This is a genomic window from Methylobacterium sp. NPDC097929, assembly GCF_049543375.1.
Taxonomy (GTDB): domain Bacteria; phylum Pseudomonadota; class Alphaproteobacteria; order Rhizobiales; family Beijerinckiaceae; genus Methylobacterium.
In genome coordinates, this window is the sequence record NZ_JBMVEP010000011.1 from 117611 (window position 1) to 132569 (window position 14959).

Consider the following 14959-nt stretch of genomic DNA (forward strand, 5'->3'; position numbering starts at 1 on the left):
CTCATCGTTGAATCGGGAGATTTTGACCGCGCAACCGGACCGCGCAAGACTCTACATCGCTGCAATCGTTGAGGTTGTGCCCTCGCAACGTATCCAGGGCGCGGCCGGCGATCCGATTTGCCTCTCCGACGGCCGCCGAACCCTCTTGTGTTACGCGGTTGCAACACCAGATCAGTCCTGCCGACGGCTTTCAACAATGCGTCGGTGTCCCGGCGGGGCCGACCCCGCGGGGCAACGCATCGGATGCTCCGTGCCGCGGAAGCGGGCGGGGAACCCTCCGATCCGGGGAAGGGCAAACCGCATGAATTTCGAGAAATACACCGAGCGCGCCCGGGGCTTCGTCCAGGCCGCGCAGAATCTCGCCGTCCGCGAGGGCCATCCGCAACTCGCGCCCGGCCATCTCCTCAAGGTCCTGCTCGACGATCCCGAAGGGCTCTGCGCCGGTCTGATCGACCGGGCCGGCGGCCAGTCGCGGGTCGCGCATGCGCAGGTCGAGCAATGGCTGGCCAAGCAGCCGAAGGTGTCCGGCAATTCGGCCCAGCCCCAGGCGACGCGCGAACTCGTGCGCCTGTTCGATACCGCCGAGCAGGCCGCCGAGAAGGCGGGCGATTCCTACGTCACCGTCGAGCGCCTGCTGCTCGCCTTCGCCGTCGAGAAGGACACCGAGGCCGGCCGCATCCTGACGGCGGCGGGCGTGACCGCGGCGTCGCTCAACGCGGCGATCAACGCCCTGCGCAAGGGCCGCACCGCCGACAACGCGAGCGCCGAGAACGCCTACGACGCGCTCAAGAAATACGCCCGCGACCTCACCGAGGCGGCCCGCGAGGGCAAGCTCGATCCGGTGATCGGCCGCGACGAGGAAATCCGCCGCACCATTCAGGTGTTGTCGCGGCGCACCAAGAACAATCCCGTGCTGATCGGCGAGCCCGGCGTCGGCAAGACCGCCATCGTCGAGGGGCTGGCGCTGCGCATCGTCAACGGCGACGTGCCGGAGAGCCTCAAGGAGAAGAGCCTGCTCGCCCTCGACATGGGCGCGCTGATCGCCGGCGCGAAGTATCGCGGTGAGTTCGAGGAGCGGCTGAAGGGCGTGCTCTCCGAGGTGACCGCGGCCGAGGGCCAGATCATCCTGTTCATCGACGAGATGCACACGCTGGTCGGCGCCGGCAAGGCGGACGGGGCAATGGACGCCTCCAACCTGCTGAAGCCCGCGCTGGCGCGGGGCGAGCTGCACTGCGTCGGCGCGACCACGCTCGACGAGTACCGCAAGCATGTCGAGAAGGACGCCGCGCTGGCCCGGCGCTTCCAGCCGGTCTTCGTGTCCGAGCCCACCGTCGAGGACACGGTCTCGATCCTGCGCGGCATCAAGGAGAAGTACGAGCAGCACCACGGCGTGCGCATCCAGGACAGCGCCCTGGTCGCGGCGGCGACGCTGTCGAACCGCTACATCACCGACCGCTTCCTGCCCGACAAGGCGATCGACCTCGTGGACGAGGCGGGTTCGCGCCTGCGCATGCAGGTCGATTCGAAGCCCGAGGAGCTCGACAACGTCGACCGCGAGATCGTTCGGCTGAAGATCGAGGGCGAGGCGCTGAAGAAGGAGACGGATGCCGCCTCCCGCGACCGGCTCCAGCGCCTGGAGAAGGAACTCGCCGATCTCGAGGAGCAGTCCGCCACCATCACGGCGCGCTGGAAGGCCGAGAAGGACAAGCTGGGTGCTGCCGCCGAGCTGAAGAAGCGGCTCGACGAGGCGCGCAACGATCTCGCCTCGGCCCAGCGCCAGGGCCAGTACCAGCGCGCGGGCGAGCTCGCCTACGGCATCATCCCGGGGCTGGAGAAGCAGCTCGCCGAAATCGAGGCAAAGGCGGAATCCGCCATCGCCCGCGACGGCATGGTCGAGGAGGCGGTGACGCCGCAGCACATCGCGGGCGTCGTCTCGCGCTGGACCGGCGTGCCCGTCGACAAGATGCTGGAGGGCGAGCGCGAGAAGCTGCTGGCCATGGAAGAGGCTCTGGCCAAGCGCGTCGTCGGCCAGCGCGAGGCGGTGGAAGCGGTCTCGACCGCGGTTCGCCGTGCGCGGGCCGGCTTGCAGGACCCGAACCGGCCGATCGGCTCGTTCATGTTCCTCGGGCCGACGGGCGTCGGCAAGACCGAGCTGACCAAGGCGCTGGCCGGCTTCCTGTTCGACGACGACACGGCGCTCGTGCGCATCGACATGTCCGAGTACATGGAGAAGCACGCGGTCGCCCGCCTCATCGGCGCGCCTCCGGGCTATGTCGGCTACGAGGAGGGCGGGGCGCTCACCGAGGCCGTGCGGCGCCGGCCCTATCAGGTCGTGCTGTTCGACGAGGTCGAGAAGGCGCATCCGGACGTGTTCAACGTCCTCCTGCAGGTGCTCGACGACGGGCGCCTGACGGACGGGCAGGGCCGCACGGTCGATTTCCGCAACACGCTGCTCATCATGACCTCGAACCTCGGCTCGGAATATCTGGTGAACCAGCCTGCAGGCCAGGACACGGACGCGGTGCGCGACGAGGTGATGGGGGTGGTGCAGGGCCATTTCCGGCCGGAGTTCCTGAACCGGATCGACGAGATCATCCTGTTCCACCGCCTCGCGCGCTCGGAGATGGGAGCGATCGTCGACATCCAGCTCGGGCGTCTCGCCAAGCTCCTGGAGGATCGCAAGATCACCCTCGACGTGGACGACGAGGCTCGCACCTGGCTCGCCGACAAGGGCTACGATCCGGCCTACGGCGCGCGCCCGCTCAAGCGGGTGATCCAGAAGAACGTGCAGGACCCTCTCGCCGAGGCCCTGCTCTCGGGCGTGATCCACGACGGCGAGACGGTGCCGGTGCGGGTCGGCCCGGCTGGGCTGATGATCGGCGACGTCGCCGCCGAGCGGCGGCCGGCGGGGGTGTTGCTGAACTGATCGGGAGAGGGTGACCCCCCGGTGCGGGAGACCGCGCCGGGGCGGCCGTTACAACCTCCATGCCGTGTACAACCTCCATGCGATGCGCGCTTGCCACCGCTCGCGCGCCACGGCGACATGGCTCCGAACGCAACTGGAGGCATGATCGTGAAGACGCTTCGAGCCGTCGCCCTCTGCCTCTTTGACGGGACGGCAACTGCGCAGGAGCGTCCGGATGCGACGGCGCAGGGGATGCAGGCGACGGCGGCCGACACCGCCCGCGTGACCGCCATCAAGAATCGGTGTCCGGTGCATATCGGAATCGATGTCGGCTTCACCGAGGATCTGCAGCGCGCGCTCATTGCCGACGGCATCAGGCAGGGCGGAAAGGAGCCGTTCCTGCAGATCGTGAAGTCGGAGCAAGGCCGCCTTCGTACCGAGATCGACGCCTTCGACGTGACCGCTTGGTGCCGCCGACAGAAGGGGTTGCTCGGCAAATCCTTCCCCGATGTGTTTCGTCCGTGACGAGCCGCCTCGTCTTGCCCTCCAGGAAGCGAGGCACGACAAAGGACATATGACCGCCGAAACGCTCACCTACGCCATCGGCGACATCCACGGCTGCGCCGACCTGCTCGACCGCCTGTTGGAGCGCATCGAGGCCCATGTGGGGGACCGCGCGAAAAAGCTCGTCTTCCTCGGCGACTACATCGACCGCGGACCCGACAGCGCCCGGGTGATCGAGACCCTGCGCCGCCTGCAATGGCGCGAGCCGGAGGGCGTGGTCTGCCTGATGGGCAACCACGAGGCGATGCTGCTCAAGACGCTGCAGGAGCCCGGCGCCCTCGACCACTGGCTGATGAACGGCGGCACCGAAACGCTCGCCTCCTACGATGCCGCCGGCCCCGAGGAAATCCCCGGCGACGTGCTGGACTGGATCGAGGCGCTGCCGACCCTGCACGAGGACGCGCGGCGCTGGTTCGTCCATGCCGGCTTCCGGCCCGAAGCCGAGATCCCCGACCCGGACCGCGAGACGCATCTCTGGATCCGCGAGCCGTTCCTCTCCGCCGACCACGATTTCGGCCGCCACGTCGTCCACGGCCACACCCCGCAGACCCGCGGCGGGCCGGATTGCCGGCGCTTCCGCACGAACCTCGATACCGGCGCGGTCTACGGCAACGCGCTCACCGCGGGCGTCTTTTCGGACGCGGAGGGGCCGGCCGTCGAGTTTCTGCGGGTTCAGGCGCAGACCTGACACGCCGCGCCCAGGGAGCCGCTCATCCTCGATTTTTTGTGAGCGCCGAGCTTTCATCACCGGACATCCTTGAACTGGGCGGCGGCTGCCTCTCTAACGAGAGGCAACCGCGGCCGGCCGCGCCGCGGATCAGGAGACGACGTCCATGGATGCGCCCGCAGAGCCCCGCGCCCGCACCGAGGAGAGGGCGCTCGCCCGCCTCGCGCTCCGCTTCACCGACTGGGCGGAGAAGTGGTTCCCGGACGCCTTCGTGTTCGTGGCCATCGCCGTGGTCATCGTCGCGGGCGCCGCGCTGCTCAACGGGGCGCCGGTCCCCGCCGTGACCAAGAGCTTCGGTGACGGCTTCTGGAGCCTGATCCCCTTCACCATGCAGATGGTCTTCGTCACCATCGGCGGCTACGTCGTGGCGACCTCCGCGCCCGTTCAGGCGCTGATCGACCGGATGGCGCTGGTACCCAAGACCGGGCGCGGCGCCATCGGCTACGTGGCGCTGGCCACCATGCTCTCCTCGCTCCTGAGCTGGGGCCTCAGCCTGATCTTCGGCGGCCTGCTCGCTCGGGCGCTCGCCCGCCGGCCCGACCTGCGGATGGATTACCGCGCGGCCGGTGCGGCGGCCTATCTCGGGCTCGGGGCGACCTGGGCGATGGGGCTGTCCTCCTCCGCCGCGCAGCTTCAAGCGAACCCGAAGAGCCTGCCGCCGGGTCTGTTGCAGATCACCGGCGTGATCCCCTTCAGCGAGACGATCTTCCTCTGGCAGTCCATGCTGATCACCGCGATCCTCGTCGTGCTCTCGGCGGTGATCGCGGTCGCCTCTGCGCCGGGGCGCGACACCGCGGTGACGGCCCACGATCTCGGCGTCGACGTGTCGAAGGAGGACACCAGCCTGCCGCCGCCCAAGCAGCCCGGCGAGTGGCTGGAGCACGCCCCCGTCCTGACCGTTCTGATCGGCCTGCTGGCGGCCGGCTGGCTGATCCAGGAATTCGCGCGCCAGGACTGGATGATCGCGATCTCCAGCCTCAACACCTACAACTTTCTGTTCCTGATGGTGGGCCTCGTGCTGCACTGGCGGCCCAAGCGCTTCCTCGTCGCCCTCGGCAAGGCCGTGCCCGCCACCGCCGGCATCCTGATCCAGTTCCCGTTCTACGCCGCCATCGCCGCGATCCTGACGGGCGCCAAGAACGCCGCCGGCCACAGCCTGTCGGACGTGATCGCCCACGCCTTCGTGGCGCTGAACACGCAAGGCAGCTTCCCGCTCGCCATGGGCGTCTACTCGGCCCTGCTCGGCTTCTTCATCCCTTCGGGCGGCGGCAAGTGGCTGTTGGAGGCGCCCTACGTGATGCAGGCGGCCAACGAGCTGAAGGTGCATCTCGGCTGGGCGGTGCAGGTCTACAATGCGGCCGAGGCGCTGCCGAACCTCATCAACCCGTTCTTCATGCTGCCGCTGCTCGGCATCCTCGGGCTGAAGGCCCGCGACATCGTCGGCTTCAGCTTCCTGCAGCTCATCGTCCACCTGCCGGTGGTGCTGTTCCTGCTCTGGGCACTGGCCTTCACGCTCGAATACCACCCGCCGGTGATCCCCGGCTGAGGCTTGCACCTACGGGCGGCCCTGGGGCGGGCCGCCCATGACGATGAGGCCGGCATCCATCAGGCCGCCCACCTCGTCGCCGCCGGTGGGAAGTATCGTGAAGCTGACGGGGCGCAGGGGACCGCGATCATGGCCGGTGCTCTTCTCCGACCAGAGGCTCGTGGCGAGGGGTGAGAACGTATCGGCCGGAAGGGCTTCGTCGAGGCCCGCGGCCCGCGCCTTTTCGGTGACGCGCCCGAGGAAATCCTTCGCCCGCACGCCGAGCCGCATGGGCAGGCCGTCGCGCACGCCCGACCAGACGGTGAAGATGAGGCAATGCCGGCCGTCGGCATCGCGCCCCCACGAGGCGAGGTAGCGCGGGGACAACAGCTCGACCGCCTTCTCGCGGTCGGGTGCGCGACGCGGAAGCTGATCGATCGCCTCCCGCGAGGCGGGCCGCGTCGCAAGCCCTTCGAACGGGGTGCGGCCGTGGCGGATGTAGCCGAGGCAATCCTCGAAGATCAGCCGCATCACCAGCGGCTCGTTCTCCTCGATCTCCGCGGCGTGCGCGGGGAAAGCCGCAAGGCAGGCGGCGAGCAGAAGCCAGGATCGGAGCAGGCGTCCCTCCCGCAGGTTCGGCCTAGAGCATCGTCCCGAAAGGTGGCCGCCGGCTTTTGGAAAAAGACGATGCGAAACAAGAGGCTCGAGCATCGTGCCGGATACGATATCCGGCACGATGTTCCAGGAGTCAGCGCCGCGTCGGGATCAGCACCGCGATCGCCGCGAGCAGCCAGCCGGCCATCAGCACCACGCCGCCGCTCGGCGCCGCCATGGGAAAGAGCGGCGTCCCCGTCAGCGCCCGCAGGGCGAGATCGCCGGAGAACAGGACGAGGCCGATGAGCAGGGCCGCCGCCGCGAGGCGGGTGAGGGCGCCGCGGGTCAGTCCGGCCGCGGCGAGGCCCGTCAGGGCGAGGATGGCGGGGGCGTGGAACAGCAGGAACTGCGCGGCGGTCCTCAGCGTCTCTCCGCCGCTGGTATGCGCGGCCGCCGCGCTGGCCGCGACACCGAGCCCGCCGGCGACGGCCGCCAGCGCCGCGAGGATGCGGTCGAGCCCGCTCACGCGCCGCGCTCCTGCAGCAGCCGGGCGATGCTGGCGCGCAACTCCGCCACGCCGCGGTCGTCGCGGCTCGAGGTCAGCAGCACTTCCGGGTAGGCCGCCGGGCGCTTGGCGAGCGCTGCCTGGATGCCCGCGATGCGCCGGTCGATTTCGGCCTTCTTGAGCGCGTCGCCCTTGGTCAGCACGATCTGGTAGGACACCGCCGCCTTGTCGAGCCCGTCCAGCAGGTCGGTGTCGATCGATTTCAGGCCGTGGCGGGAATCGATCAGCACGTAGACCCGCGCGAGGTTCGATCGGCCCTTGAGATAGGCGTGGATCAACTGGGTCCAGGCCTCGACCTTCGCCTTCTCGACCGCCGCATAGCCGTAGCCCGGCATGTCGACGAGCATCAGGCGGCCGCCGATGCGGAAGAAGTTGAGCTGCTGGGTCCGGCCCGGCGTGTGCGAGGTGCGCGCCAGGGTGTTGCGGCCGGTCAGCGCGTTGACGAGGCTCGACTTGCCGACGTTGGAACGTCCCGCGAAGGCGATCTCGACACCCTCCATCGGCGGCAGGACGCCGATGGACGGAGCCGCGGCGGTGAACTCGGCCTCGCCCGCGAACAGCAGGCGACCGGCTTCCAGCAATTCGGGGGTGGGGGTGTCGGTCTCGGCTTCGGTCATCACGGATTTCGCCTCGCCCGCCGATGCCGTTCCGATGACACCGGGCGGGCGCGGCCCGGGCCGGAACGCAGCGGATCCCGGGCATGCCCGGGATCCGAGGGATGGATGGGTGTCGCCGCGGCTCAGCTCTTGGTGGCCGCGGCCTTCTTGTCACCGCGTTTGAACAGCCCCTTGAGGTTGTCCCACAACTCCACCTTCACGCCGTTGCGGCGCATGATGATGTATTGCTGGATCACCGAGAGGGTGTTGTTCCAGGCCCAGTAGATCACGAGGCCGGCCGGGAACGAGCCGAGCATGAAGGTGAACACCAGCGGCATGAAGGCGAAGACCTGCGCCTGGACCGGGTCCGGCGGCGCGGGGTTCATCTTCATCTGCACGAACATCGTGATGCCCATGATGATCGGCCACACGCCCAGGTGGACGAAGTCGGGCGCCGCGAAGGGCAGCAGGCCGAACAGGTTCAGGAGGCTGGTCGGATCGGGCGCGGCGAGGTCCTGAATCCAGCCGAAGAACGGCGCGTGCCGCATCTCGATGGTGATGAACAGGACCTTGTAGAGCGCGAAGAAGACCGGGATCTGGATCAGCACCGGCCAGCAGCCGGCCACCGGGTTGATCTTCTCCTTCTTGTACAGCTCCATCATCGCCTGTTGCTGCTTCACCTTATCGTCCTTGTACCGCTCCCGGATGGAGGTCATCTCGGGCTGCACGGCCTTCATCTTGGCCATGGAGACGTAGGAGCGGTTGGCGATCGGCAGGAAGAAGATCTTCAGGATCAGCGTCACGAGCAGGATCGAGACGCCGAAATTGCCGGCGAGGTGGAAGAAGAAGTCCAGCGCCCGGAACATCGGCTTGGTGAGGAACCAGAACCAGCCCCAGTCGATCATCAGATCGAACTGCTTGATGCCGAGCTCGCGCTCGTAGGCGTTGATCTGGTTGACCTCCTTGGCCCCCGCGAACAGGCGCTGCGTCGTGACCGAGGACGCGTTCGGCGCGACCGAGATGGCATCGCCCCGCACGGAGGTCTGGTAGACCTTGGTGGCACCGTCGGTGCGCTCGGTGAAGGCGCCGGTGAAGGGCTTGTCCTGCTCGGGAATCGCCGCGGCGGCCCAGTACTTGTCTGTGATGCCGACCCAGCCGCCGGTCACGTTCGTCCACGCCTTGCCCTGCGTGGCCGCGCCGCCGTAGGCCGGCTCCTTGGCGATCTTGTCGTAGGTGTATTCCTGCAGGCCGTCGCCGCCGAGCACGCCGATCAGGCCCTCGTGCAGCACGAAGTAGCCCTGGGTCTGCGGCTTACCCCAGCGGGAGACGAGGCTGTAGGGATAGAGCGTGACCGCGTTGGCCGAGGTGTTCTCGACCTCGTCGCGGACCGTGAACATGAACTTGTCGTCGACCGCGATGATGCGCTTGAAGACGAGTCCCTGGCCGTTGTCCCAGCTCAGCGTCAGCGGCTTGCCGGGGGCGAGCAGGTCGCCGTCGGCCTTCCAGACCGTGTCGCCGTTGGGCAGCGGACCGGCATTGGCGCCGACCCAGCCGAACTCGGCGTAGTACGGGTTGGCGCTGCCGGTGGGCGAGAGCAGCACGATGCGCGGGCTCTCGTCGCTGACGGTCTCGTGGTAGTTCTTGAGGCTCACATCGTCGATGCGCGCGCCCTTGAGCGCGATCGAGCCGTAGAGGGCGGGCGTGTCGAGGCGCACCCGGGCGGAGCGGGCCAGCGCGTCCTCGCGGGAAACGGGACCCTGCGCGTTCGCGCCCGGCACCGTGCCGGGCACGGGCGCGTTGGGGCTGCCCTCGCGGGGGCTCGGCGCGGGGATGCCGTCGGCGGTCGCCGGTGCGCCGGGCTGTGTGGCTTGGCTCTGCGCCGTCGCCTGCCGCTGCCGCTCGCTGGCCGGCCCGGTGACGAAGTAATGCCAGCCGAGCAGGACCACCAGAGACAAGGCGATGGCGACGAACATGTTCGTCTTGTCGTTACCCATCGGTCGATCCGTCAGGCGCCTTCGAAGTGGGGGGAAGGGTGGAGGAGGAGCCGGCAGCCGCGCCGCGGCCGGAGCGTATGCCGCCGCGTCGCGGGTGTGAGGAGGGCGGCTTGGCACTTCCTGAAGCGGGGTCGCCGGAGCGCGGCTTTGCCGGACGCGTCACCGTGTGGAACGCGCGGCGCAGATCCTCGACGAGGCTGTCGAAAGGGGCGTCGAGGGCGGGCCGCCGGGCGATCACGACGACATCGGCTCCGAAGGCGGGAGCATCCGTGGCCGCAGCCTGCACGGCGCTGCGCAGGCGTCGCCGAATCCGGTTGCGTTCGGTCGCATGCCCCACGCGCTTGGTGATGGTGAAGCCGAGGAAGAGGCCCTCGGCCGGCGCGCCGTCGCGCATCTCGGCCGGATCGCGCAGGCGCCCCTGGGCGCTCATGCGTTCCGTGTGGAAGCGCCGGCCCTGGGCGGCTGCCAGGAAGTCCGGGCGCCGCCGGAGACGTCGGATCGTCGACACGGGCGCTCCGATCCCGATCCGCGGGCGTGCAGGTTCGGACACGGCGCCGTGGATCACGGCGCCGGACGATGGCGTCAGGCCGAGAGGCGCTTGCGGCCGTGCGCGCGGCGGGCGGCGATGACCTTGCGGCCGCCGGCGGTGGCCATGCGGGCGCGGAAGCCGTGACGGCGCTTCCGGACGAGCTTGCTGGGCTGGTAGGTTCTCTTCATGGTCGGTCTCCGGCGGTCGAGGTGTCGAACCCGGCGGCGCTTGCAATCAGCGCGCGGACCGTGGCGTGAGCCTCGAAATGGGATCTGCAAACACGAAGGGCGCCCGGAACCGGGCGCCGCTTCGCAGTGGCGCGGCTTATGGCGGAGGGGGCGCCGCAAGTCAATGACGGGACCGCGTTGCGGGCCCGCCGGCCGCTTCGCGCTTAAGGGTGCGTTAACCTTTCCGGTCTACGAAGAGGAACATCCAGATTGTCTGGATCCTGAGTGGGATCTTTCGTCCACTCTGTTTGATGCCTCCCTGTTGACTCGGAACAAGCCGCTCCTCGGAGCGGCTTCTTTTTTGGCGCCGCCGCACCGGCCGCACCCCGGCAGGCGGCACCGGCCTCGCGGGCCTCCTGCACCGCTTAACCTTAAAAGAAGCTGAAGCCTCTCAAGGCCCACAATCGGCGCTACACTTGCCGGACTGACCGCATTCGCACCGAAATCGTCCCGTTCCGGGGCAGATGGTGTCGCCGGCGGTACAGGAGGCAGGATGACCGAGTTCGACGTCACGTTCCGGGACGAGCGCGAATGGGTGAGCTTCGGCGAGTCCTACGTGGCCTCGGAGGCGTTCAAGAGCCTGTTCCGCGAGGGCATGCTGCTGGTCGAGGAGACCGCGGCCTATCTCGACGGGGAGGGTCGCAGCGAATCGCGGCTGATCTCCCGCGACGCCACTTTGGCCTATGCCAGCGAGAGCATGCGGCTCACCACCCGGCTGATGCAGATCGCCTCCTGGCTGCTGGTGCAGCGGGCGGTCTCGGAGGGGGAACTGACCCTGAATCAGGCCCAAGAGGAGAAGACCCGGGTCAAGCTCAACGAATCGGAGCGCGTCCTGCCCGAGACCGGCGACGCCTTCGCCGCTCTGCCCGTGCGGCTCCAGGACCTCGTGCGCCGCTCCCGCCGGCTGCACGCGCGCATCCTGCATCTCGACGCGCTGATTAGCGAGGACCGTCCGGTGCCTCTGCCGCGCGAGAGCCCGGTGACGGCTCAGTTCGGCCGGCTGCGCGCGGCCTTCGGCGGCGAGTGATGTTCTGAACGTTTGAGGTCGGGCGAGTGTCCGCCCGTCCGTCCGCCGATGGCTGCGGACCGCTCGAAGCGTCGGCGCATGCGGTCGGCGAGCCTGCCGCGACCGCATCGCGAGCGCCGGTGAAGCGACGACGGCCCCGCTCGATTGTCCCGACACAAACGAAAACGGCGCCGCGAGCGGCGCCGTCTCAGCGATTCGGACCGAGGCCCAAACCCCGATAAATCACTTCTTGCCGAAGCCAAGGCCGCTGAAGCGGGAGTTGAAGCGCGAGACGCGGCCGCCGCGATCGAGCATCTTCTGCTCGCCGCCGGTCCAGGCCGGGTGGGTCGTCGGGTCGATGTCCAGGTTCAGGACGTCGCCTTCCTTGCCGTAGGTCGAGCGGGTCTTGTACTCGGTCCCATCGGTCATCACGACCTTGATGAAGTGGTAGTCGGGGTGCTCGGTCCCCTTGGCCTTACCGGCCTCGTTCTTTGCCATGACGAATTCCTGAGGTAGCACGCCAACCGACCTCGCCGCCTGAGGCAGGGGCCAGGGGCAAAACATCGCGCGCATTCCGATGAAGGCGCGCCTATACCTCAGCCTCGGACCGCCGACAAGGGATACCGGACGGATCGGACAAAGCGTCTGGAATACCGGACATCCTTTCGGAAACGCGCGGCGAACTGGAAATCACGGCGGTCGCTGCTTATGCGATGGCCTGGAACGAAGCCGACAAGACCAAGACGGCGAGACGGGAAGAAGCGATGTCGAGGAATGATGGCCCGCAGGCGTGACGCGTCGTCCGACGCGAAGTCCGACATGCAGGCGGCGCGGGGCCGGGCGCCGCTCGGGGCGCTCAAGCCCCTGATTCCCTTCGCCAGCCGCTACCGGGGTCGCATCCTGGCCGCGCTGATCTCGCTGATCGCGGCGTCCGGCGCCACGCTGGTGGTACCGATCGCGATTCGCCGGGTGATCGACCACGGCTTCTCGCCGGAGGGGCAGGCGCTCATCAACTCCTACTTCGTGGCCCTGCTCGGCGTGGTGGCGGTGCTCGCGGTGTCGAGCGCGGGCCGCTACTATTCCGTGGTGACGCTGGGCGAGCGCGTCGTCGCCGACCTGCGCTCGGCGGTGTTCGCGCGGCTCACCAGCCTCGACCCCACCTTCTTCGACAAGGCGCAGTCCGGCGAGATCGTCTCGCGGCTCACCGCCGACGCCACGCAGGTCAAGGCGGTGTTCGGCGTCTCGATCTCGATCCTGCTGCGCAACCTGTTCCTGTTCGTCGGCGCCGTAGCCATGATGGTCTGGACCAGCCCGGGCCTCTCCATCCTCGTGCTCGCGGCGATCCCGCTCATCGTCTTCCCGCTGATCCTGTCGGGGCGCGGCGTGCGCCGCCGCTCGCGCTCGGCGCAGGACCGGCTCGCCGACGCCTCGGCCTACGCGGCGGAGGCGATCGGGGCCGTGCGCACCATGCAGGCCTTCGGCATGGGCCGGACCACGGCCGGGGTCTTCGCCCAGGCCTCCGAGAACGCCTACCGAGCCGCGCGCGCCTCCATCACCGCCCGCGCCCTGCTCACGGGGGTGGCGATCTTCCTGATCTCGTCCTCGGTCGTCGGCGTCATGTGGTACGGTGCCAAGGGCGTGCTCGCGGGCACCACCAGCGCGGGCCAGCTCTCGCAATTCGTGCTCTACGCCGTGTTCGGCGCCAGCGCCCTCGGCCAGCTCTCGGAGGTCTACGGCGAACTCGCCCAGGCCGCGGGCGCCGCCGAGCGCCTCGGCGAGATCCTGGCGGCCGAGCCGGCGATCCGCTCGCCGGAGGACCCGGTTGCCCTGCCGAACCCGGCCCGCGGCGAGGTCGCCTTCGACGCGGTGCGCTTCCGCTATCCCACCCGCCCCGAGCACGCGGCGCTCGACGGCATCTCCTTCTCCGTGGCGCCCGGCGAGCGGGTGGCGCTCGTCGGACCCTCGGGGGCCGGCAAGACGACGGTGCTGCAGCTGCTCCTGCGCTTCTACGATCCGGACGAGGGCAGCGTGCGCATCGACGGCGTGGCGCTGCCGCGGGCGGATCTCGACGCCCTGCGCGCGCGCCTCTCCCTCGTGCCGCAGGACCCGGTGGTGTTCTCCGGGACCGTCTTGGAGAACATCCGCTACGGCCGCTCCGAGGCGAGCGAGGCGGAGGTGGAGGAGGCGGCCCGCCTCGCGAATGCGGACGGCTTCGTCCGCGCCCTGCCGCAGGGCTACGCGACGCTGCTGGGCGAGCGCGGCACGACGCTCTCGGGCGGCCAGCGCCAGCGCATCGCCATCGCCCGCGCCATCCTCAAGGATGCGCCGATTCTGCTCCTCGACGAGGCGACCTCGGCGCTCGATGCGGAGAGCGAGCGCGCGGTGCAGAGCGCCCTCGACCGGCTGATGCAGAGCCGCACCACGCTGGTGATCGCCCACCGGCTCGCGACCATCCGCGCCGCCGACCGCATCCTCGTCTTCGACGGCGGGCGGATCGTGGAGGAGGGGACCCACGAGAGCCTGCTGGCCCGCGGCGGCCTCTACGCCCAGCTCGCGAGCCTGCAATTCGCCGACAGCTTCGACGAGAGCGCCCGCGCCCGCGATCCCCGCCCGAAGCTCGCCGCGTTGCCCGCGGAGTAGCGGCCGATGGATTTCACCCGCTTCCCCCGGGTCGCGCTCACCGACGGGCCGACGCCGATCCGCTCCCTCGACCGGCTCTCGACCCATCTCGGTTCGGAGCTGAATGGCGTGCGCCTGTTCGTGAAGCGCGACGATGTCGGCCCGGTGGGCTTGGGCGGCAACAAGCTGCGCAAGCTCGAATTCCTGCTGGGCCAGGCGCTGGCGGAGCGCGCCGACACGGTGATCACGGTCGGCGCCCTGCAATCGAACCACGCCCGGCTCACCGCGGCGTCCGCCGCGCGGATGGGGCTCGCCTGCGAGCTGTTCCTCACCCGCAGCGTGCCCCGGGAGGATGCCGACTACACCGGCAACGGCAACCGGCTGCTGCAGGAGCTGTTCGGCGCCCGCGTCCACCTGCTGCCGGCCGAGGCCGATTCGCTGAACGAAGCCGAGGTGCGGGCGGAGGAGCTGCGCGGGCAGGGCCGGCGCGTCTTCGTCTTCCCCTCCGGCGGCTCGAGCCCGCTCGGCTGCCTCGGCTACGCCGCCTGCGCCGCCGAGATCCTCGATCAGGCGGCCCATCTCGGCCTCGCCTTCGCCCGCATCGTCGTGCCGAACGGCAGCTCCGGCACCCATGCCGGCCTCGCCGCGGGGCTCGCCGCCGCGGGCCGGGACCCCGGGCTCGCACAATCCTACACGGTGCTCGCCCCCGAGGCCGAGGCGCGGGCCGCGACGCTGGCCAGGGCCCGCGACACCCTCGCGCTGATGGGCGCCGGCCTCGCACTGTCCGACGACGCCATCCGCGTGGACGGCGCCCATCGCGGGCCGGGCTACGGTATCCCGACCGAGGGCATGCGCGAGGCCGTGCGCCTGATGGCGCGAACGGAGGGGCTGCTGCTCGACCCCGTCTACAGCGGCAAGGCCTTCGCGGGCCTGCTCCACGACGTGCGCGCGGGCGCCTACGCGCCGGGCGCGGCGGTTCTGTTCGTGATGACCGGCGGCGTGCCGGGATTGTTCGCGTATCGGGCGGAGTTTTAGCCGGGCTCCTTCAGCGGGGCGGCGGTGATAAAAAGCGCCGTGCCGTCGGTCAGGAGCGCCATACCGTTCGAAG

14 protein-coding genes are annotated in these 14959 nt (G+C 69.5%); 7 read left to right on the forward strand and 7 right to left on the reverse strand.

Annotated features, from left to right (window positions below; genetic code table 11):
* Window positions 1-301 precede the first annotated feature (301 nt).
* The 4 genes from clpB to ACPCJR_RS21185 all read left to right on the forward strand — a co-directional run bounded on the left by clpB (window position 302) and on the right by ACPCJR_RS21185 (window position 5742).
* Entirely contained in the window at window positions 302-2926 is a 2625-nt protein-coding gene (gene clpB / locus ACPCJR_RS21170; RefSeq protein ID WP_391514807.1) for an ATP-dependent chaperone ClpB, read from the forward strand.
* Window positions 2927-3067: 141 nt separating this feature from the next.
* Complete coding sequence (locus ACPCJR_RS21175) at window positions 3068-3430, forward strand: hypothetical protein (RefSeq protein ID WP_391514809.1); 363 nt, start codon at window positions 3068-3070, stop codon at window positions 3428-3430.
* A gap of 49 nt (window positions 3431-3479) precedes the next feature.
* Window positions 3480-4157 carry a metallophosphoesterase family protein gene (locus ACPCJR_RS21180; RefSeq protein WP_391514810.1) on the forward strand — a complete coding sequence of 226 codons (678 nt, stop codon included), beginning with the start codon at window positions 3480-3482 and terminating at the stop codon, window positions 4155-4157.
* 145 nt (window positions 4158-4302) lie between these two features.
* A complete protein-coding gene (locus ACPCJR_RS21185) occupies window positions 4303-5742 on the forward strand; it encodes a short-chain fatty acid transporter (RefSeq protein ID WP_391514812.1) in 1440 nt (479 codons plus the stop codon).
* A 9-nt stretch (window positions 5743-5751) separates the two neighbouring features.
* On the opposite strand, the gene ACPCJR_RS21190 is transcribed toward ACPCJR_RS21185, so the two are convergent.
* The 6 genes from ACPCJR_RS21190 to rpmH form a co-directional block, all read right to left on the reverse strand.
* Window positions 5752-6252 (reverse strand): hypothetical protein, encoded by a 501-nt coding sequence (locus tag ACPCJR_RS21190; protein WP_391514814.1) that lies wholly within the window; start codon window positions 6250-6252, stop codon window positions 5752-5754.
* 217 nt (window positions 6253-6469) lie between these two features.
* Complete coding sequence (locus tag ACPCJR_RS21195; protein WP_391514816.1) at window positions 6470-6841, reverse strand: DUF423 domain-containing protein; 372 nt, start codon at window positions 6839-6841, stop codon at window positions 6470-6472.
* Window positions 6838-7497, reverse strand: coding sequence for a ribosome biogenesis GTP-binding protein YihA/YsxC (yihA, locus tag ACPCJR_RS21200; protein ID WP_391514818.1), 660 nt, complete (start codon window positions 7495-7497; stop codon window positions 6838-6840). Before yihA ends, ACPCJR_RS21195 begins: the two co-directional genes overlap by 4 nt.
* A gap of 122 nt (window positions 7498-7619) precedes the next feature.
* Window positions 7620-9470 (reverse strand): membrane protein insertase YidC, encoded by a 1851-nt coding sequence (gene yidC / locus ACPCJR_RS21205; protein WP_391514820.1) that lies wholly within the window; start codon window positions 9468-9470, stop codon window positions 7620-7622.
* Window positions 9463-9978, reverse strand: coding sequence for a ribonuclease P protein component (gene rnpA / locus ACPCJR_RS21210; protein ID WP_391514822.1), 516 nt, complete (start codon window positions 9976-9978; stop codon window positions 9463-9465). The genes yidC and rnpA overlap by 8 nt, the downstream gene beginning before the upstream one ends.
* A 74-nt stretch (window positions 9979-10052) precedes the next feature.
* The gene (gene rpmH, locus ACPCJR_RS21215; protein ID WP_012253788.1) at window positions 10053-10187 is read right to left on the reverse strand and encodes a 50S ribosomal protein L34; all 135 of its coding nucleotides are present in this window, start codon (window positions 10185-10187) and stop codon (window positions 10053-10055) included.
* 532 nt (window positions 10188-10719) lie between these two features.
* Here rpmH and ACPCJR_RS21220 point away from each other — a divergent pair.
* Window positions 10720-11253, forward strand: a complete 534-nt coding sequence (locus ACPCJR_RS21220) for a DUF1465 family protein (protein WP_110351331.1) — start codon at window positions 10720-10722, stop codon at window positions 11251-11253.
* Between the two features lie 222 nt (window positions 11254-11475).
* Here the strand turns inward: ACPCJR_RS21220 and rpmE are convergent, their stop codons facing one another.
* Window positions 11476-11730 (reverse strand): 50S ribosomal protein L31, encoded by a 255-nt coding sequence (rpmE, locus tag ACPCJR_RS21225; RefSeq protein WP_391514825.1) that lies wholly within the window; start codon window positions 11728-11730, stop codon window positions 11476-11478.
* A 279-nt stretch (window positions 11731-12009) separates the two neighbouring features.
* On the opposite strand from rpmE, the gene ACPCJR_RS21230 reads away from it, so the two are divergent.
* Both ACPCJR_RS21230 and ACPCJR_RS21235 read left to right on the forward strand, forming a co-directional pair.
* Window positions 12010-13872, forward strand: coding sequence for an ABC transporter transmembrane domain-containing protein (locus ACPCJR_RS21230; protein ID WP_391514827.1), 1863 nt, complete (start codon window positions 12010-12012; stop codon window positions 13870-13872).
* 6 nt (window positions 13873-13878) lie between these two features.
* Window positions 13879-14886, forward strand: a complete 1008-nt coding sequence (locus tag ACPCJR_RS21235; protein WP_391514829.1) for a D-cysteine desulfhydrase family protein — start codon at window positions 13879-13881, stop codon at window positions 14884-14886.
* Window positions 14887-14959: the final 73 nt, after the last annotated feature.